This is a genomic window from Actinoplanes sp. NBC_00393 (assembly GCF_036053395.1).
GTDB lineage: Bacteria > Actinomycetota > Actinomycetes > Mycobacteriales > Micromonosporaceae > Actinoplanes.
Genome location: NZ_CP107942.1, coordinates 6184457 through 6204234, shown reverse-complemented (window position 1 = coordinate 6204234; position 19778 = coordinate 6184457). Strand labels below are relative to the sequence as shown.

The 19778-nt window shown below is 70.1% G+C and carries 17 protein-coding genes; 4 read left to right on the top strand and 13 right to left on the bottom strand.

Translation table 11 applies throughout. The annotated features are described in order from the left end of the window. The first annotated feature begins 280 nt into the window (after window positions 1-280). From OHA21_RS28875 to OHA21_RS28865, 3 genes are all read left to right on the top strand, one after another. On the top strand, window positions 281-2278 hold the full coding sequence (locus OHA21_RS28875; RefSeq protein WP_328460095.1) for a serine/threonine-protein kinase: 1998 nt from the start codon (window positions 281-283) through the stop codon (window positions 2276-2278). A gap of 256 nt (window positions 2279-2534) precedes the next feature. Beyond that, entirely contained in the window at window positions 2535-2786 is a 252-nt protein-coding gene (locus OHA21_RS28870; RefSeq protein ID WP_328460093.1) for a hypothetical protein, read from the top strand. Window positions 2787-2972: 186 nt separating this feature from the next. Then, window positions 2973-3875, top strand: coding sequence for a sigma-70 family RNA polymerase sigma factor (locus OHA21_RS28865; protein ID WP_328460091.1), 903 nt, complete (start codon window positions 2973-2975; stop codon window positions 3873-3875). A 38-nt stretch (window positions 3876-3913) separates the two neighbouring features. Here OHA21_RS28865 and OHA21_RS28860 read toward each other — a convergent pair whose 3' ends face one another. The 12 genes from OHA21_RS28860 to OHA21_RS28805 form a co-directional block, all read right to left on the bottom strand. Further along, a complete protein-coding gene (locus OHA21_RS28860) occupies window positions 3914-4663 on the bottom strand; it encodes an urease accessory protein UreD (protein ID WP_328460089.1) in 750 nt (249 codons plus the stop codon). Continuing rightward, a complete protein-coding gene (gene ureG / locus OHA21_RS28855) occupies window positions 4663-5376 on the bottom strand; it encodes an urease accessory protein UreG (RefSeq protein WP_328460087.1) in 714 nt (237 codons plus the stop codon). The genes OHA21_RS28860 and ureG overlap by 1 nt, the downstream gene beginning before the upstream one ends. Further along, a complete protein-coding gene (locus tag OHA21_RS28850) occupies window positions 5366-6010 on the bottom strand; it encodes an urease accessory protein UreF (protein WP_328460085.1) in 645 nt (214 codons plus the stop codon). The genes ureG and OHA21_RS28850 overlap by 11 nt, the downstream gene beginning before the upstream one ends. Further along, window positions 6010-7728, bottom strand: coding sequence for an urease subunit alpha (locus OHA21_RS28845; RefSeq protein WP_328460083.1), 1719 nt, complete (start codon window positions 7726-7728; stop codon window positions 6010-6012). Before OHA21_RS28845 ends, OHA21_RS28850 begins: the two co-directional genes overlap by 1 nt. Further along, on the bottom strand, window positions 7725-8135 hold the full coding sequence (locus tag OHA21_RS28840) for an urease subunit beta (protein WP_328460081.1): 411 nt from the start codon (window positions 8133-8135) through the stop codon (window positions 7725-7727). The genes OHA21_RS28845 and OHA21_RS28840 overlap by 4 nt, the downstream gene beginning before the upstream one ends. Further along, window positions 8132-8434, bottom strand: coding sequence for an urease subunit gamma (locus OHA21_RS28835; protein ID WP_328460079.1), 303 nt, complete (start codon window positions 8432-8434; stop codon window positions 8132-8134). Before OHA21_RS28835 ends, OHA21_RS28840 begins: the two co-directional genes overlap by 4 nt. A gap of 80 nt (window positions 8435-8514) precedes the next feature. Further along, complete coding sequence (locus OHA21_RS28830; protein WP_328460077.1) at window positions 8515-9087, bottom strand: TetR family transcriptional regulator; 573 nt, start codon at window positions 9085-9087, stop codon at window positions 8515-8517. A gap of 389 nt (window positions 9088-9476) precedes the next feature. Further along, a complete protein-coding gene (locus tag OHA21_RS28825; RefSeq protein WP_328460075.1) occupies window positions 9477-11543 on the bottom strand; it encodes an acyltransferase family protein in 2067 nt (688 codons plus the stop codon). A gap of 220 nt (window positions 11544-11763) precedes the next feature. Then, window positions 11764-13824 (bottom strand): serine/threonine-protein kinase, encoded by a 2061-nt coding sequence (locus OHA21_RS28820; RefSeq protein WP_328460073.1) that lies wholly within the window; start codon window positions 13822-13824, stop codon window positions 11764-11766. A 353-nt stretch (window positions 13825-14177) separates the two neighbouring features. Continuing rightward, on the bottom strand, window positions 14178-14558 hold the full coding sequence (locus OHA21_RS28815) for a RidA family protein (protein ID WP_328460071.1): 381 nt from the start codon (window positions 14556-14558) through the stop codon (window positions 14178-14180). Continuing rightward, window positions 14558-15772, bottom strand: a complete 1215-nt coding sequence (locus OHA21_RS28810; protein WP_328460069.1) for an amidohydrolase/deacetylase family metallohydrolase — start codon at window positions 15770-15772, stop codon at window positions 14558-14560. The genes OHA21_RS28815 and OHA21_RS28810 overlap by 1 nt, the downstream gene beginning before the upstream one ends. Further along, complete coding sequence (locus OHA21_RS28805) at window positions 15769-17088, bottom strand: helix-turn-helix domain-containing protein (RefSeq protein WP_328460067.1); 1320 nt, start codon at window positions 17086-17088, stop codon at window positions 15769-15771. The genes OHA21_RS28810 and OHA21_RS28805 overlap by 4 nt, the downstream gene beginning before the upstream one ends. Before the next feature lie 96 nt (window positions 17089-17184). Here OHA21_RS28805 and OHA21_RS28800 point away from each other — a divergent pair, with 96 nt between their 5' ends. Beyond that, complete coding sequence (locus tag OHA21_RS28800; protein ID WP_328460065.1) at window positions 17185-18813, top strand: beta-N-acetylhexosaminidase; 1629 nt, start codon at window positions 17185-17187, stop codon at window positions 18811-18813. A gap of 20 nt (window positions 18814-18833) precedes the next feature. On the opposite strand, the gene OHA21_RS28795 is transcribed toward OHA21_RS28800, so the two are convergent. After that, window positions 18834-19754, bottom strand: a complete 921-nt coding sequence (locus OHA21_RS28795; RefSeq protein WP_328460063.1) for an aminoglycoside phosphotransferase family protein — start codon at window positions 19752-19754, stop codon at window positions 18834-18836. Between the last annotated feature and the right edge of the window lie 24 nt (window positions 19755-19778).

Sequence of the window (19778 nt, the reverse complement as noted above, 5' to 3'; positions counted from 1 at the left end):
CGAATCGGGCCTTGTTGTGGCGCTACGTGTGCGCGTAGTGCCGGTCAACCCGCCTCAGGAGCGTGACCTGGCCTACCCAACCCGGTTACAAAACCGAACTGACCGTAACTAGTGCCTGGTAGATCCTGCTATCCCGGGTCGAACTGGTGACCGATAGGGACTAACATCCTCGCCGTCGATGGGGGATGCTCGGGGTCCGGTGGTGGGCCCGACTCGCCCGGCGTCGGGCGGCATGGCGGTGCGGTCCGGCGTTTTCCTCGAAGCGCGCATGTGGGGGCACATGAGCACGACGGACCTGCCCGGTTCGGGGCTGCTCGCCGGTCGCTACCGACTGGTCGAGCGTCTCGGCGCCGGCGGGATGTCAGTGGTATGGCGAGGGTTCGACGAAGTGCTGGGGCGTCAGGTCGCCGTCAAGGTCCTGCCGCCCTCGACGAGCGCCGATCCCTCGTTCCGACGCAGACTGCGTGCGGAGGCACAGGCCGCGGCGCGGCTCACGCACCCGCACATCACGAATGTGTACGACTACGGCGAGGCGACCACGGTCGACGGCGAGCCGGTGCCGTATGTCGTGATGGAGCTGGTGGACGGCGAGTCGCTGGCGGCTGTCCTGGCCCGGGTCCGGCTGCTGCCGTGGCCTACCGCGGTGCGGATCAGCGCCGAGGTCGCGGCCGCGCTGGCGGCTGCCCACGCGCGGGGCATCGTGCACCGCGACGTGACCCCGGCCAACGTCATGCTCACCGCGAGCGGCGCCAAGGTGGTCGACTTCGGCATCTCCGCGCTGATCGGGGAGAACGACACCGACGACGACGGCAGCCTGCTGGGCACCCCGGCCTACCTGGCGCCCGAGCGCCTGGAGGGCGGTCAGGTCAGCCCGGCCACCGACGTCTACGCGGTGGGCCTGCTGATCTACCGGATGCTGATCGGCCAGCTGCCGTGGGACGTGGGCACCACGACCGCGCTGCTGCGCGCCCACCAGTACACCGAGCCCGAGCCGATGCCGCCCGTCGACGGGCTGCCACCCCAGGTGGACGCATTGATCGGCCGCTGCCTGGAGAAGCGCCCGGCCGACCGGCCGTCCAGCGCCGAGATGGCACATGTGCTGGCCGGTGTCTCGGCCCAGGCCCCGCTGATCACCTCCGGGTTCGACGCGAACTGGGAGGACGGCGAGGACACCTTCATCCTCCCCTCGGGGTACCCGTACACCGGCTTCGCCGAACTCGGCACGGTGAACAAGGACGCCGTGACCGACCCGGACGCGGTGCATCCCGTGGTCGCAGGAGCCGTCACAGAGCCCGGAGCGCCGCCGGCCGAGCCGCCGGTGCCCGACCCGGCTCCGGTGCGCTCAGCGAGCTCACAGCCGCCGTTGCGGCCCGGTGCCGGTGGGCCGCCGGCCGGGTCGCCGCCCGGCCGTCCGCCGGCCACCAGCCGGACCCAGGTGCGGGTCCGGCGCGTCGTGGTGGTCGCCGGCACGGTCGCCCTGCTCAGCGCGCTCACCTGGGGGTGGACCGCGATCGGGCAGCCGCGCGACAACAAGGCTGTCGGCGCGACCACCGAGCCGCAGCCCAGCGTCATCCCGGCCGCCGGCCAGTGCGTGGTCAGTTACGCGGTCTGGTCCGACGACAAGGGCAAGTTCAAGGCTCAGGTGACCCTGGCGAACCGGGCGGACAAGCCGGTCGACGACTGGAACCTGTGGTTCCTGCTCCCCGGCGACCAGGTCGTCTCCGGCAACAACAAGGTCGACCTGGACCAGCAGGACCAGGCCGTCACGGTGCACTCGGCCGGCCCGCTGGCGTCGCAGCGCACCGCGACCATGCAGATCACCGGCCGCTACGTGGAGAGCAACGCGGCGCCGATGGTCTTCAAGCTCAACGGCGAGACCTGCGAGACGTACGTGTCCAGCGAGCCGGGTGAGCCGTCCCGGCCGGTCGAGCACCTGTCCGACGGCAACGTCCGGCTCGGCGACGTGAACACCACGCCGCCCCCGGGCGTCTCGATCGGGCCCAGCGGCAACGTGGTGATCAGGCCGACCGCCTCGCCGAGCCGCGGCACGAGCACCAAGCCCTCGGTGAAGCCGAACCCCGGTACGAGCAACAGTCCTTCGACCTCGGCGAGCCCCGATGATCCCGGCCCGTCGATCTCGGTCGAGCCGAACCCGCCGGACGAGTCGGAGTCGCCGGACCCGGATCCGAGTCCCAGCAAGTCGCCGCCGCCGGTGGACCCGGGGGCGTCGCTGGACAACAACGACTGCGACCCGGCGGACTGCACGGACGGAGAGTGACGCGACGCGGCGATCGAGTGGGCACCGGTGAAAACCTCAGGCCGAACACCCGATCGCCGCGTTACGGTGAAGTCGATACCGACAGGCGCTTCTGCTCCGATCCGCACGAGGGCGACGACGTCTCGATTGCGGCACTTTCGCACGGCGTGGCTGCCGGCCGGCATGCGACCCGCGGGGATGATGGGCGATGACCACCCACCCGGCGCGGGGGTTTCAGCCGGAGTTTTAGCAGGTCGTCGACATCGGGGAGTTCGACATGATCAGCACAGTCAGGGATCTGGCTGCCGAGGCACTGTTCGTCTCGTGCCTTCAGCCGTCCGAGTGCCCCAACCGGGAGACCGTCGAGCAGGCGATCACCACGATGATCCTCCGTCACGGCAGTGACGGCTGCGCGGCCGGCGTCGCCACCGAGTTCGGTGACCACCCGGACGTCGCGGTGCAGCGGATGGCGTGGGTGCACACCGAACTGACCGAGGTCCTCGCGCCTCGGATGCCGGTCCTGCACTGACCGCACGGCCCGGCCTTCGTGGCCGGGCCGGCGCGGGGTCCGCGCTGGTCCACATGGGCCTGAGGCTTTTCGTGAAAAAACTCCACAAAAGCAACCGAGTTCGGGCTCCGCTGCACCTTACGGCGGCCACTGTTCTTCTCGTCAGCCGGTTTTCACCAGCCGGTTCGTACGAGCGAGGAGGACTACGTGACCACCACGACCGAACTCCCCGCCACCATCGGCACCGCCCACGACGTGCCCTCGGGGCGCGACATCGAGGACCTGATCCGCGAAAACATGCCGATGGTTGGCCATCTGGTCCGGGAACTGCTCAACCGGGTACCCGGCCATGTCCACGCAGATGACCTCTCGTCAGCCGGGTTCGCGGCCCTGCTCGGCGCGGCCCGCTCCTTCGACGTGACCCGTGGCATCCCGTTCCATCGTTTCGCCGCGGTCCGGATCCGCGGCGCTCTGCTGGACGAGCTCCGCGGCCAGGACTGGGCCAGCCGGTCCGTGCGGGCACGTGCCCGGCGCGCGGCCACTGCCCGCCAGGAGCTGACCGCCGCGCTCGGCCGGACACCGAGCGATGCCGAGGTGGCCGAGGTGCTCGGGATCGGGGTGTCCGAGCTGGCCAGCGTCGAGGACGACGTGCAGAAGGCCTCCCTGCTCAGCCTGCAGGGCTTCCCCACCGGGGCGGCCGAGGAGATGGTGCCGGAACTGTCCGAAGGACCGGAGGATCTGCTGCTCAAGCGGGAACGGCTCGGCTATCTGCATCAGGCCATCCAGGCGTTGCCGGAACGGTTGCGCCAGGTCGTGCAGGAGTCCTTCCTGCAGGAACAGCCGCTGAGCGAGGTGGCGGCCCGGCTCGGCGTCACCGAGTCCCGGATCTCACAGCTGCGCACGGAGGCGTTGCGCCTGCTGCGAGAGGGCCTGAACAGCTCGCTGGCGCCGGAACTCCTGACGGTGGCGGCGGGCGGACCCCGTACCCGGAAGGGCTGCCTGCAACGGCGCCGTTCCGAGTACTTCGCCAAAGTGGCGCAACAGGGCAGCCTTCACACCCGGCTGGCACTCACCGACAGTCACGGCGTACCCATCGCGGTCGCGGCCTGAGCACACGGAGACCTGGATGAGGGCGGCTGCGGCCGCCCTCATCGCCTGCCCGGCAGGTGCCCGGCACAGAACGGGTCCAGCACCGCGCTCACCTGCCGGCTGTCCGCGCCCACCACGGTGACCAGCACTCCCGGCCCGGCCAGCGGCATCACCGCGGCGTCCGGCGCCGGGACCGATGCGCTTGCGGACACGCCCGGCCCGGCCGCGACCACCGTCCCGACGGCCCGGCCGCCGCCCAGCACCGCGGCGCCCGACCATCCCGGCGCGCGGGGCCCGACGGCGAGCTCGTGGCGATAGAGGGTCGAGCCGGCATACCGGATCGTCGTGTCGGCGACGACGTCCCCGGACGGCTCCGCATGCCGTCCGCAGACCAGATCGTCCCGCCAGAGCAGGATGCCGCCCTCGTCGACGTCGACCCGGGTGACCGCCACGTGGTCACACCCGGCCGCGGCGATCAGCGGTTCGGGCTGGTAGCGCAGCGTCGCCCCGGCCGCCACCCGCGCGGTGACCGTCAACCGGGACGCTGGAAGCCCGGCCCGTCCGGGCAGCGCCAGCGACGCCGCGACGCTGCGGATCTCCAGCCAGGCGCCGGCCGCCACCTCGATGTCCAGATCGAGCTCGTCACCACGCAGCGGGCCAGCGCCCCCGCTGACCAGATGCACGGTCATCCGGCCGGCGTCCCGCGGCCCGGTCCGGCGCAGCAACAGCGGCGACTCGCCCTTCAGCACGGCGAGGCGCGTGCCACCGCGCCCGTCCGCCTCCGCGACGATCGACGCCGACGCCCGCATCAGCGTCCGGCGGGAGCGACGCGTGCCGCGACCAGGCCGCGGATCCAGTCGGCGACCGGGGTGGCGGCCTTGTCCTCGGCCAGCGACAGGAAGACCGTCGGCAGGTCGCCGCGCCGGGCAGCGGCGTCGCGCTCCATCACTGACAGGTCGGCGCCGACCAGCGGAGCGAGGTCCGTCTTGTTGATCACGAGCAGGTCGGCCGTGGTGACGCCGGGGCCGCCCTTGCGGGGCACCTTGTCGCCGCCGGCCACGTCGACCACGAAGATCTGCTGGTCGATCAGGCCCTTGCTGAACGTCGCGGTCAGGTTGTCGCCACCGCTCTCGACCAGTACGAGGTCGAGCGGCCCGAGTTCGATCTCGAGGTCCTCGACCGCGTCCAGGTTCGCCGAGATGTCGTCCCGGATGGCCGTGTGCGGGCAGCACCCGGTCTCGACCGCCCGGATCCGCTCGGCCGGCAGCACCCCGTTGCGGAGCAGGAAGTCGGCGTCCTCGGTGGTGTAGATGTCGTTGGTCACCACCGCGAGCCGCAGTTCCTCGCCGAGCGCCCGGCACAGCGCCGCGACCAGCGCCGTCTTGCCGGAGCCGACCGGGCCGCCGATACCGATGCGCAGGGCCCGGGCGCCACTGTGCAGCGGCGCGTGCGGATCCACCCCCGGTTCGGGGTGGGTGTGGGGGACCTCATCGGGGCCATGTTCGTGCAGTTCAGGATGCAAAGAGACGCACCTCCCAGGTGGCGTGGTGCTCGGCGCCGATGTCGAGCAGGGGAGCTCCCGCGGCCGGCAGTTCGTCGACCGGGTCCGCACACCGGGCCGCGGCGACTTCCGCGACCCGGTCACAGTCAGGGGCTAGTCGCGCCAGGAGCGCGTGCACCGCGTACGGATCAAGTCCGAGGAGCCGGACCGCCGCACTGGCCGGACCGGTGATGCTGCCGTGCGCCGCAGCGACCGCGGCCTGAACGGGCGCCAGCCCGGCTGCCGCCGCCAGCGCACCCAGCGCAACCGGCTGATGCGGGTCCCGGCCCACCGCCGCGACCGGCCACATCGCGCGCCCGGCCCGCAACAGCGCCCGTCCCTGAGCCCGGGACGCCTTCCGCAGAGCCGGCGACGGCGTCCGCGCGTCGAGACCCGCGTCCAGCGCGGACCAGCGGGACACATCGGAGCAGGCCGCAGCCGCGAAGGCCGCCGACACCAGCCCTCCGGTGGCGAGCTTGCCGCGCAGGAAGCCGTCCAGCCCGCTGATCTCCTTGACCCGGCCGCCGGCGATCTGCGCCTCCAGCCCACCGGAGTGCGCGTGGCCTCCGGACGGCAGCCGCCCGTCGGCGAGCAACAGCAGGGTCGCCAGACTCATCAGAACAGGAAGTACCGCTGGGCCATGGGCAGTTCCGAGACCGGGTCGGGTTCGACGACCTCGCCGTCGATCCGGACCTCGAAGGTGTCGGCCTTGACCTCGATCCGCGGCATCGCGTCGTTGAGCGGCATGTCGGCCTTGCCCACCGAGCGGGTGTCGCCGACCGGCACCAGCGCCCGCTTGACCTCGATCCGGTCGCTGAGCAGCGCATCGATCGCGGCCGGAGCCACGAAGGCCACGGAGGTCTGCGACGGCACAACGCCGTACGAGCCGAACATCGGCCGGGGCAGCATCGGCTGCGGCGTCGGGATCGAGGCGTTCGCGTCACCCATCTGCGCGTACGCGATCATGCCGCCCTTGATGACGAGCGCCGGGCGTACCCCGAAGAAGGCCGGGTCCCACAGCACCAGGTCGGCCAGCTTGCCCGGCTCGATGCTGCCGACCTGGGCGGCCATGCCGTGCGCGACCGCCGGGCAGATCGTGTATTTCGCGACGTAGCGCTTGGCACGGTTGTTGTCCGCGGCGCCGTCCCCGGGTGCCGCGCCGCGGCGCGCCTTCATCACGTGGGCGGTCTGCCAGGTACGCGTGACCACCTCACCCACCCGCCCCATGGCCTGCGAGTCCGACCCGATCATCGAGATCGCGCCCAGGTCGTGCAGCACATCCTCGGCGGCCATCGTGGACGGCCGGATCCGGCTCTCGGCGAACGCCAGGTCCTCGGGCACCGCCGAGTTCAGGTGGTGGCAGACCATCAGCATGTCGAGGTGTTCGCTGAGGGTGTTGCGGGTGTACGGCCGGGTCGGGTTGGTCGACGACGGCAGGATGTTCGGGTGGGACGCGACGGTGATGATGTCCGGCGCGTGGCCGCCGCCCGCTCCCTCGGTGTGGTACGCGTGGATCGAACGCCCGGCGATCGCCCGCAGGGTCTCCTCGACGAACCCCGCCTCGTTCAGCGTGTCCGTGTGGATCGCCACCTGCACACCGGACGCGTCCGCCACACTCAGGCAGGCGTCGATCGCGGCCGGGGTCGTACCCCAGTCCTCGTGCAGCTTGAAACCGCCGGCGCCGCCGCGCAGCTGCTCCCACATCGACTCGGCGGACATCGTGTTGCCCTTGCCGAGCAGGAGCACGTTGATCGGCCAGGTGTCGAGGGACTCGAGCATCCGGGCCAGGTGCCAGGCGTTCGGGGTGACCGTGGTGGCCTTGGTGCCCTCGGCCGGCCCGGTGCCGCCGCCGATGATCGTGGTGATGCCGGAGGCGAGCGCGGTGTCCAGGATGGTCGGGCTGATCAGGTGCACGTGGCTGTCGATCGCGCCGGCCGTGAGGATCTTGCCGTTGCCCGCGATGATCTCGGTGCTCGCGCCGATCACCAGCTCCGGGTGCACGCCGTCCATGGTGTCCGGGTTGCCGGCCTTGCCGATCGCCACGATCCGGCCGTCGCGGACGCCGACGTCGGCTTTGACGATGCCCCAGTGGTCGAGGACGATCACGCCGGTGATCACGGTGTCCGGGGTGCCCTCGGCGCGGGTGGCGCGGGACTGGCCCATCGACTCGCGGATCACCTTGCCGCCGCCGAAGACGACCTCGTCGCCGGGCTGTGGTCCGGCGCTGCGGTCCTCCTCGATCTCGATCAGCAGGTTGGTGTCGGCGAGCCGGACCCGGTCGCCGGCGGTCGGGCCGTAGAGCGCGGCGTAGCGACCGCGGTCGAGGAAGGTCAACGCGGGCTCCCGTTGTGCGTGCCTTCGCCGGTGTCCTCGTCGAGGGAGCCGGCCGGCTCGATGTCGGTGGGGTCGGGCTCGGACGCCGGCGGCAGCTTGTCCAGCGTGCCGCCGGCCAGGCCGCGCAGGCCCGGCACGATGCGGTTGCCGGCGAGCGCCACCAGGACGACATCGCGGGGGATGCCCGGCTCGAAACGCACGGAGGTCCCGGCCGGCACGGCCAGCCGGTGTCCCCAGGCGGCGTCGCGGTCGAACTCGAGGGCCGCGTTCGACTCGGCGAAGTGGAAGTGCGAGCCGACCTGCACGGGCCGGTCGCCGGTGTTGCGTACGGTCAGGGCGATCGTCGGTCGACCCGGGTTGATCTCGATGTCGCCGTCGCCGGGGATGATCTCGCCGGGGATCGTCATGAGATCGGCCCGTGCACGGTGACCAGCTTGGTGCCGTCCGGGAAGGTGGCCTCGACCTGCACCTCGGCCAGCATCTCGGGCACTCCCTCGAGGACGTCCTCGCGGGTCAGCACCCGGCGGCCGCTGTCCATCAGCTCGGCGACGGTGTTCCCGTCGCGTGCCCCTTCGAGCAGGAACGCCGTGATGATCGCCATGGCTTCCGGGTAATTGAGCCGTAGACCCCGCTCGCGCCGGCGCCGGGCGACGTCCGCCGCGACGTGGATGAGCAGGCGTTCCTGCTCGTGCTGGCTGAGGAACAAAGAGACCTCCTGATCGCGCAGCGGAATGCTCGCAGGTGGAAGTTTCGGACGTGTTACCCGGCACTTGGATCAAATCACGTTCAAAGCACGCGCGCGGCCACGCCGTCGATCAGCAACTCCACCGCCAGCGCGAACCCGGTGTCGTCGGCCTCACCGTCGCCGACGAGCCGGCGCATCGCCCCGTTCACCTCGGTGTGCAGGAGGCCGCCGACCAGCACGGCGAGGACCGCGCCGGTGCGCTCCACCTCGGATTCGGGAAGTCCGGCGCTGCGCAGCACGGTGCACAGGGTCCGCCACATCGGGCCGCCGCGCTGGATGACGTCGTCGGTCGCGAAGGCGTACCGGATCAGGTTGCGGTGGGCCAGGCTGAGTTCGCGGAACTCGTACGCCAACCGCCGCAACTGCTCCTGCCATGTGCCGTCGCCCACCTCGATGTGCTCGGCGCCCTGCGTGATCAGCTGGGTCAATCCGTCGAGCAGCGCCGCCTTGTTCGCCACGTGGTGGTAGATCGACATCGGGTTGACGCCCAGGTCGGCGGCGAGTTTGCGCATGCTGAGCGACTCGACGCCGTCGGCATCGACGATCCGCAACGCGGCACGCAGAATCCCGTCCCTCGTCAACCGCTGATCAACCGACTTTGCGCCCTCAGCCATACGCCGTATGGTAGCGCCATACACCGTATGGCTGAGGTGGTTCGCCGTGACCGCCGCGATTCCCGCACCGCGCGGGCCACCGATCGTGGGCAACGGCGGCGGCGCCCGGGTGGCCCCCCGGCGGTTCGGGGTGAGTTGCTGGCGCTCCACCGGAGCGGACCGGGGCCACGGGGGAGCAGGCCGAGGGTTGGTTGCGTTCGCTGGAGTCGTCCGGCCGGTATCAGCAAGACGTCTTCGCCTGATTCGGCGGGCCCGGTTGCCGACCGGGCCGGCTTCTTGGCGGGCCGGCTTCTTGGCGGGCCGGCTTCTTGGCGGGCCGGCTTCTTGGCGGGCCGGCCTTTTTGCGGGCCGGCCTTTTTTGCGGGCCCGGTTTCGGCCGGGCCCCCGGGTCAGCGTGGGAACTCGCGGCGCAGTAGCGGGGTCATCGCGTTCGCCACGGCGGTGGTGAGGTGGCTGTTGTCCTTCCACACCAGGGTGTTGCCGATGACCGGCGGGCAGATCTCGGCGGTGCAGAACCAGGATCGGGTGTCGATCACCGTGGCGCCCCGGGCGCGGGCGGCTTCGGCGACCATCACGCGGCGGGCCGGTTCCAGGAAGGCCTCGGCTGCGGGGCGGGCGCAACGGTTCACCCGGTTCGGGTTCGTGACGAGGCATTCCGGGGCGGATCCGGACGGCCACGGGGTGTCCTCGATGAAGACGATTTTGGCGCCGGTTGTGCGTACCCGATCAAAGGTCTTGATCCAAGCCCTGGTCCAGAGTTGATCGCGGTCCGGGCCCTTGTCGAGCCGGACGTTCGCCTCGTTGATCATGCCGCCGCTGTCGCCGCTGCTCGAGGAGATCACCACGAACTTCGGGCGGGTCCGCTCGATCTCCCGGAAAACCTTCTCCCGCCAGTCGAAACACTCGTGGTAGGGGTGCTTGAGCGTGACGCTGAAGACCAGAACGGTCGCCGCCTGGCAGGCGCTCTTGGTGCGGCTGGCCAGCCGCAGCCCGCGCTCGGTGGCGATCTTGTGGACGGGCGGGAACCAGTGCGCGGCGTGCGAATCGCCGAAGAGGAACATGGTTTCGGTGGCGTTCGGGTCGCCGTAGAGGCAGGGACTCTGCACCTCGCGCTCCGACCAGTCGCGGTGGCAGCCGTCGGGGTAGATGACGGGCTTGTTCTGCCGCGCACGCAGCACGTTCGGGCGTAGGTTCGCCGGCAGCCTGGTGAGGCGGGCCGAATCGGCTACGAGTTGGCGTACCCGGATTCCTGGATCGGGGGCCTCGGTGATCGACTGCACGGTGTTGGCAGCTGGGGCGCCGGCCGGCAGCGGTGGCAGGTATCCGCTTGCCGCCAAGGCCAGTGCGGCGGTCGCGGCGGAGAGGCTGAGACCCAGGCCCAGGCCCTGCCAGGAGGGCATCCTGAGCCGGCGGACGGGGTTCTCCACCAGGTGATATGAGGTTGCCGCGAGCGCCATCGAGCCGGTGACGAGGATCAGGTTCAGCTCGAGGGTGGGCTCCAGGCCGAGCGCTGCCGGGCCGATCATCAACATCGGCCAATGCCAGAGATAGAGACTGTACGAGTACCGTCCGACCAGCTGGAATGGCTTCGTTCGGAGCAGGACCGAGGCGCCTCCGCAGGGGGTTGCACAGCCGGCCGCGATGATCGCTGCGGCTCCTAGTACCGGCAGCGTTGCGGCTGTGCCGGGGAATGGGGTGTGCTCGTCGTAGATGAGTGCGGCGGTCAGGATTGCGGCCAAGCCGGCCCAGCTCAGTGCTGCGGCGAGCTTTTCTTGCAGGCCGGCCCTTCCTCCTGGACTCGGCTTCTTTCCTAGGCCGGCCAGTTGGGGCGCGCCGATCGCTACGAGCGCGCCGACTGCCAGTTCCCAGGCCCGGGTGTGTGCGCCGAAGTATGCCCAGGGGGCTGAAGTCTGTGTCTGGGTGATGCTCAAGCAGAGGGAGCCGGCGGTGATCACCAAAAGCGCGCCCACCAGCGTTTTTCTTGTCCCTGCGCCTTTGTTGCCGCGCCCCAATACCAAGATCAATATCAGCAACGGCCAGATCAGGTAGAACTGCTCTTCGACCGCGAGCGACCAGAAATGCTGAAGCGGCGACGGGGCGGCATCGGCGTTCAGATAGTCGACGCCCTCGTGGGCCAGCCGCCAGTTGATCCCGTAGAAGGTGGCGTACAGCGCGTCCACCCTGATCGACTCGAACCGGGTGGCCGGCAGCCAGAACCAGGCGCCGGCCACGGTCGCGACCAGCACCAGAGCCGAAGCCGGCAGCAGCCGAAGCGCCCGCCGTGCGTAGAAGCCGGCCAGCGACACCGTGCCGCTGCGTCCCACCTCGTTCAGCAGCAGAGTCGTGATCAGGAAGCCGGAGATGACAAAGAAGACATCCACCCCGACATAGCCACCGGCCAGCCCGGTGAGACCGGCATGCGACAACACGACGAGCGCCACCGCGACCGCGCGCATGCCCTCGATGTCGGGCCGAAACCCGAGGTGCGCCCTCCCTGTCCTAGCCGGAACTGCCGAGCGCCGGGGTGGCGACTTCTCAAGAACGGGGTCATAGGTGACCGACATGTCCTGCCTTCGGGATGCTGACCGATCTTCTCCGCCGTCCGCTTTCCGGACGAACCAGGAAAATCAACGATCGGTACGCATCCTCCGCGCAGGCCCTTCTATCGGAAATCAATCACTGAGTCCCCGCAGACGCCGGCGGCGTCTCCGGTGCTGTGGTGGTCTCCGTCTCCCCAGTCGGTGCAGTAGTCTCCGGCTCCTCCTCAGGCTGAGTAGCCGTAGGCTCATTGGCAGGCCCACTACTCCGCGGCGCCCGAGACTCCGTAGCAGTCCCCTCTTCGTCCTCGCCCTCGGAGTCATCCCTGGTCACGGCGTTGTCGTCCCTCTTGTTCTCCTTCGTCTTCGCAGGCTTGGGAGATAGCGCAGGCTTGTTGACGGCCGGTTCCGAAACGACCGGCGCAACCTTCTCAGCAGGCCCGAACGGATCGATGAGCGCGATCGTCGTGCCAAGCCCGGCAAGCGCCAGAAGAAGAACGCCGAGGGTGACAATCAGCAGCCGCCTCCGCGAATTGTCACGAGAACCTGTAACCGGTTTGTCACCCCATTCCCCCGTTCCGGCGACCCCAGGCCCGTCAGCAGCCCTCAGTAGCGCGGTGCTGTCATTGCCGGCTTCGCCACCAGCCGCACCCGCAAAGGCGGCACCTGCGAATCCCACCGACCCTGCGGCCGCTGCAGAACCCACAGCCCCCACCGGCCTGGGCTCGGTGGCTTCCAAAGGCCCGGCGGTCCCCACCGGCGCAACTCCCGCGGCAAACGCAGTCGGAGCCTTCTCGGAGCCCTCACGTCCCACCATGGCCCCGTGCCCCGCGGTTGCTGTGCCGGGTCCCGCATTCGCCACGCCGTTCACGGCAGCGCCGTGCCCCGACCCCGGACCGCCATTCGCCGTCGGGCCGGGAGGATCCGTTCCCTCGCGTCCCGCATCCCCGGCGTCGTGCACGACGCCATCATTCGCGCCGGTCCCGCCGGTCCCGCCGGTCCCGCCGGGGACGTCGGTGCGGCCTGCCGCGGATTGATCCGATGTCAGCCGCGGGGTATGAGCAGGCGTGGTTCCTGGGGTGGCGGTGCCCTGCGCGGCGGCCATGCCTGCGCCGTTTCCCGCGATCGCGCCGATGCCGGCAGCGGCAGCCGCAGCGGCGCTGGGACCGTCGTCCGTGCCGTTGGACGGCGTGAGATCGACCTTTGTGGCCGGATAGCCTTCCGAAGCAACGCCACTCCGTGAGGCGTCGAGCCGTGAGGCGTTTGCAACGCCAGTCCCTGAGGCGTCGGGCCGTGCGGCGTTTGCAACGCCAGTCCCTGAGGCGTCGAGCCGTGAGGCGTTGTGCGGCGCCGGCGTTCCGGACTTGGCGGCTTGGGCAGCACTCAGCGTTGCGGCGGCGGTGTCCGCGGCCGAGGCCATGGCAACGGCAGACGGGAATCGCTCGGCTGGATCCTTCGCCATCGCGGTCGCCACGAGTTCCCGGACCGAGTCGGGGACACTCGCGGGCAACGGCGGCGGCTCCTGCTCAAGATGCTGAAGCGCGACAGCCAGCGGATTGTCCCCAAGGAACGGCGGCCGCCCAGCGAGACAGTGATAGGCGACGGCGCCCAGGGCATACAGGTCGGCCGCCGGTCCGGTCGCGCGCTTCGACACCTGCTCGGGCGCGATGTAGAGCGCGGTACCGACCACCTCCCGGGCACCGGTCAGCGTGACCGAATGCGCCGATCGCGCAACCCCGAAGTCAACGAGAACGACGTTGCCGTCGGGCTCAATGATCAGATTGCCGGGCTTGACGTCGCGGTGCACGATCCCTGCGGCATGCGCGGCGGCCAGCGCACGCGCGGCCTGCGCGACGATCGACATCGTCTCGTCGGCGGTCAGCGGTCCTCGTTCGGCGATCCAGTGGTTCAGCGGCATGCCGTCCACTCGGGCCATGACCAGATAGGCGCCTTCATCCGTCTCGCCGAAGTCGTAGACCGGCGCCACCCCGCCATGCCGCAACGAAGCCATCGCCCGCGCCTCATGCTGGAACCGGCTCCGGAACCCCGCATCACCCGCATAGCCGGCAAGCAGCGTCTTCACCGCGACCGGCCGTCCAAGGACAGTGTCGGTAGCCCGCCACACTTCGCCCATGCCGCCCGCGGCGATCCGATCGTCCAACCGGTACCGGTCTCCGAGCATCTCTCCGGGAAAGGGCATGGCTCTTCCCGTACCCAATTACGTCTGTCGCTATCCTCCGTCCCCCGGGACCCACCCACATCCCGCTTGCGCTGCCACGACACCTCTACCTACACAGCGGGACGTCATCAACGCCGCGGCTTGGGCACCCGCAGCGTGGACAAGCCCTGGGCCGCTTGAACCGCGCCCCCGTCCGCGCAGCCGGTGCTTCCCCGCGCCCGTCCGCGCAGCCGGTGCTTCCCGCGTAACCGCTGCGTAGTCCGGCCACGCTGAGCGCGCGAACCGGCCGGCGGCCCAAGGCACTGCCCTACTTGGCCGTCGCCGTAGCCGGGCGGAGCGCAGCGTCCTCTGCCGCGCTCCGCAACAGAAGGCCGTCAGGCGCCGGTGTACAGGATCGCGTCGATCTCGATGTCGAAGCCGACGAGCGGAACCGGCAGGGTGGTGCGGACCGGCCGGTGGTCGCCCTTGATGTACTGCTGATAGATCTCGTTCATCTCCGCGAAGTCGTCGAAGTTGCGCAGGTAAACGCCGACCCGGACGGCCTGATCGAGGCTGGAGCCGGCTGCCTCCGCAACCGCAGCGAGGTTGCGGAACGCCGCATGCGCCTGCTCCGCGAAGCTGCCGGTCACCCAGGTGCCGTCCGGCAACGCGGGGACGGCACCAGCCAGGTAGATGGTGTCGCCGGCGACTACGGCATGTGAGTAGGGGCCACCGGCCGGCGCCGCCTTGTCGGTGATCACAGCGCGCTTGGGCATCAGGAACTCCTCGGGTTCGTTCTCGGGAACTGTTCGGCCAGCCCGTCCACGTCCACCAGAGGCGTGGCGAGCAGGTCACGGATGTGGTGTTCACGGCGGGCCAGAGCCGCGTGCTGCGCCTGGGTGAGAGGAATCCAGGGCGCAGGGGGAGCGGGTAGTCGGGGGGTCAGAAGGCGGCCGCCCACGTAGGTGGCCTCGTTGACGAGCCGCACCGGCGACGTGCGGACCTGCCGATGTGCATCGGTCACCGCGAACTCCTCCGCGCGCACCTCGAAGATCGCGAAATCTGCGGGGCCGCCGACCCTGAGTGTCCCGCCGGGTAGGCCGAGCACCCGGGCTGGGTTCTCGGTGACGGCGGCGATGACGTCCGCCAGCGGCACGCCGACCGCCAGGAGTTTCGCCATCGTGGTCGGCAGGTCGAACACCGGCCCGTGCAGGGAGCGGGCGTGCAGGTCGGTCGAGATCGTGTTCGGCCGTAGACCGGCATCCAGCTGTGCTTCCAGCACGTCGAAGGCGAATCCGCCGGAGCCGTGTCCCAGATCGAGAAGCACGCCGCGCTCCGCGGCCGCGCGGACCGCCGGGCCGAGCGGTGCGGCTATACCGCTGGCGCAGTGCGTCACGATGTCACCGGGCCGTAGCAGGTCGAGGACCTCGTCGAGGGCCGGCGGCGCGGTTCCGATGTGAACCATGACAGGAACGCCGCAGGTGGTCGCGGCAGCCAGACCACGTCGTAGTGGCTCGACGCCGTTGACGCCGACGGCCTCGGCGTCGATCCGGACCTTGATACCGCGGATCAGGTCGCGGTGTGCCTGGATCGTGTCGATCGCCAGGGCGGTGTCGCAGTTGGCTAGGTCGCGGTTCTCACCCGTGCGGCCGGCAAGTCCGATGGCGGAGATGTTGAGCAGGGCCGGCACCCGTACCGCGGCCTCCGCAGCGACCCGGCGCAGCCCGGCCAGGGTGTAGGCACCGGCGGAGCCGGCATCCACCCAGGTGGTGACTCCCGAATACCAGGCGATCGGGTCGGGGTCGATGGCCCAGTAGCCGGGCCCGACATGGGTGTGCAGGTCGATCAGCCCCGGCGTGAGGAGCCGTCCGGAGACGTCGACGACGTGTCGCGCGTCTCGGGGCAGATCCGCACCGACGGCGACGATGACACCGTCGCGGACGGCCAGGTCACCCTGGGCGGCGCCGGTCAGCAGCAGGTCATATGTCATCGCTCTGCACCTCCGGTGGCGGTCAGGGCTGAAGTGATCGCCAGCCGGTAGAGGCGTGTCGGGCGCCCCTTGTGGTAGGGCTGGGTGCTGCCGTCCGGGAAAGCCAGCCCCGCTTCAGTCAGTTTGCGGATCAGGCGCCGCCCGCTCGGGTCGGTGATGCCCAGCGCGTTCGCCAGCTCGCCGGGAGAGGTTGGACGGCCGGCCAGCGACCGTTCCAGGGCGGCCAGCCGGGAGAGGGTGGTGGGGCTGAGCCCGGCCCGGCCGGCCAGTGATTCCAAGCCGCCGTGCTGCCGGTAGGAAAAAGTGAGAGCGGGGCCCGAGCGTCCCATCGGCCCGACCATCAGCCCGTCGTCAGTGATCAAATATGCCGCCGGGGTGCCGTCCCGCTCGGCTCGATCGGCAGCCTGCTCGGCCAGGGCGATGCTGCGTTGCACGGACGGGCCGATACCGAAGCCGGCCACTGCTGCCTCCGGTCCCGGGTCGTCCGTGCCGTCGTCGATCGCCGTCTTGGTGCTGGTGTGCCAGGGCATCGGGGCCGTGACCCAGTGCTGGGTGAGCGTCTCGAACACTGCCGCCGGTGCGAACGCGACGACGCCGCGTGGACCGTGCTCCTCGACCCAGGCGTCGGCCAGCTCTGGTAGATCGAGCAGCGCTCGGCGCAACACAGAAGGCGAACCCGATCTGGGGGTCCGGAAGACTGCGGCAGCGAACCGCTGCTCATCGGCGAGCCGGTGCCGCACCCGCAAAGCCAGCTCGTGCATGTCGGCGCGGATCGTGGCGGGAGTGGCCAGGGCGTGCAGGACAGCGGCCTGCCCGTCCAGTGCGGCGGCCACGCCTGTCCGGACAGTGATCACGTAGCGGGCGTCTGTCTGTGCCAGGTGCCTGCGATGGAAATCGGCCACCTCAGCGATCGGCTGCTCAGGAGAGAACGGCAGCGTGGCGATTGCCGAACGATCCAGCTCGAGCGCTGTCGCCACCTCGTCGACCGTCTCATCGGCGAAGGTGTCGATGCTGACCGGTGTGGCGGGCCAGCCGTTCCCCCGAGCGCGAGCCCAGGCGAGAGCCAGATCCAATGCTGCGGACCGGGTGACGGTGATGGGCAACCTGGCCGGGATCAGGTCGCGGGCACGGGCGAACGGAACCAGTCCGAGCAGCAGTCCGTCGAGGTCGCTTGCGGTCAGGAGGTCGCCGACCCGGTCGCGGATCTGGTCCTCGCGCTCGTAGACAGCCCAGACGAAGGAGACATCGGTGAGAGTGCGCGCTGCCTCGGAGAATCGCTCCCGATGCCCGGCGTGAATGACCAGTCCGATCCGCATCTCGCCTCCTTCGATGTCGATGTTGTCGAACTCTGGTGGTTCGTATGTGGTTCGTTGTAGCGTCCCTCTTAGCGCCCGTCAGGTCAAGGAGGTTCCATGAACGAACTACTTACGAGCCTCATTCCCCGACCTGGCGCAATCACGGACGGACTCGGCACCTTCCGGTTCGAAGAGGGGACTTCGCTCGATGCAGGGCCGGGCCTGGCAGGTGTGGCCGGATGGCTGCGAGCAACTCTGGGTGGGGCGACCGGGTGGGGGCTGTCGCCCGGCAGCGGTGGCATCCGGCTCCGGATCTCGCCGGGCCTGCCCGGCGAGGGGTATGAGTTGGACGTCGCTCCGACCGGGATCACGGTTGCCGGCGGCTCGGCGGCGGGTGTTTTCTACGGCGCCCAGACCTTGCGGCAGTTGTTGCCACCGGCCACGCTGCGCCGGGCGCGGATCGACGGCGGCCCATGGCGCCTCCCCGCCGTGCGGATCGTGGACGCACCCCGGTTCGCCTGGCGGGGTGTGCTGCTCGACGTGGCCCGGCACTTCATGCCGGTCGCTGACGTGCTGCGCTTCATCGATCTCGCCGCCTTCCACAAACTCAACGTGCTGCACCTGCATCTGACCGATGACCAGGGCTGGCGGCTCGAGGTGCCGGGACGGCCACGGCTCACCTCCGTGGGCTCCTGGCGGCCGTCGACGATGCTGGGCTCCCGTTCTCACGAGATTTATGACGGGCGGCCGCATGGCGGCATCTACACCGACGACGATCTTCGCGAGATCGTGGCCTATGCGGCCGATCGGCACATGATCGTGGTGCCCGAGGTCGACATGCCCGGGCACATGCAGGCCGCGATCGCTGCGTACCCCGAGCTCGGCCACGGCTATTCGGGACCGGTCCGCTCCGCCTGGGGCATCTCGTCGCACGTGCTCAATGTCGGCCCCGCCGCCATGGAGTTCTGCCGGGCCGTGCTCGACCACCTCTGCGACATCTTTCCGAGCGAGCTGATCGGGATCGGCGGTGACGAGTGCCCGACCGTTGAGTGGCAGGACAGCCCGGTCGCCAGAGAGCGGATCCGGGCCGAGAATCTCGCCGGACCGCACGAGCTGCAACCTTGGTTCACCGCGCAGCTCGCCGAGCATCTGGCCGCCCGCGGTCGCCGGCTGTTCGGCTGGGACGAGATCCTGGCTGGTGGGGCGCCACCGGGTGCCGTCGTCGCGGCCTGGCGTGGTGTCGAGCCGACCAGGTACGCGGCCCGGGCCGGGCATGACGTGGTCGCGTGCCCTGACATCGCTACCTACCTGGACTATCGGCAGTCCGATAATGGGGACGAGCCGACACCGGTCGGCACCCGGCTGACGCTCGCTGACGTCTATGCCTTCGATCCCGTGCCGGAGGGGCTCACCGAGGCCGAGGTGGGGCACATTCTGGGCGGGCAGGCGAATGTGTGGACTGAGCATCTGGAGTCCGCCCGGCGGGTGGACTACCAGGTCTTTCCCCGGCTGTGCGCATTCGCTGAGGCGGTGTGGGGTCCACCCGCCCGCGACTTCGATGAGTTTTCGGCCCGGCTACTGGCGCACCTTGCCCGGCTTGATGCGCTCGGCGTCAACTACCGGCCGATGACCGGGCCTCGGCCCTGGGACGCGCGTCCGGACGCGCCGGGGAATCCGCGTACGCTCGCCGAGCGGCTGGCGGAGTTGCATGAGATGACAGCCGACCTGCGCGGACCGATCGCATGAGGTCGGCGTGGGCGACGGGATCAGGGCAGCAGGGGCAAGAGTCGCTGCGCCACCCGCAGCGAGCGCATGTTCTTCGTACCGTCTCCCTCGAAGGTCCACACTTCGGAGAGCACCGCTTGCACGAATCCCCAGGCGATGACTCGTTCGACCGGCATGTCGAGTCCGTCGGCGAGTTGCTCGATCCGGGCCGGGAGGAGATCGAGCACGGTGTCGTCCGTGCCTGTCGGGTCGGGGTTGTAAAGGAGCGCGCCGACTTCGTACCCGGGATCGCCGATGACGCCGTGCGGATCGATCGCCAGCCACGGTTCCCGGTCAGCGGTGAGCACGTTGTCGTGATGCAGATCGCCGTGCAGCACCACGCGTTCGGTCGCGGTCTCGCAGAGCTCGGCGAAGAGGCGGCCGGCCCGTTCGACCAGGTGCCGTGGCACCGGGCCGTCGCCGGGGTAGCGGCGCAGATGCTCGTCGAACGATGCGACTCTGCGGGACAGTTCGGGCAGCGGCACGCCGGGTTCGGCCGGTCGGTGCAACTGGCGGATCACCTCGATGATCGCGGCCGTCGCGGCTTCGTCCCGATCCGGGACCAGGGCACGAGCCTGCACTCCGGGCCGCGCCTCTTCCAGCAGCAGTGCGCCGCGGGTGTCGTCACGGGCGAGCACCTTGACGGCGCCGCGCCCGGCGAAGAATTCCAGGGCGGCCGCCTCGTCGGCCAGGTGACCAGCTTCCGGTACCCCCAGTTTGAGGACCGCCGTTGTTCCGTCGGCCCGGCGCACCCGGGTCACCCAGTTCATGCTCAACGGGAACGGTTCCTCAGCCTTCAGTTCCCACCTCAGCAGTACCTGCTCCGCGATCCGGGGCAGGCCGGCCAGCCACCGGCGCCCGTCCGGCCCCCAACAGTCCTCAACGGTTCGGGCGAACGTGGCGGGCAGCGCTATGTCGACCATGACCCGCAGTCTCGCAACTGCCGA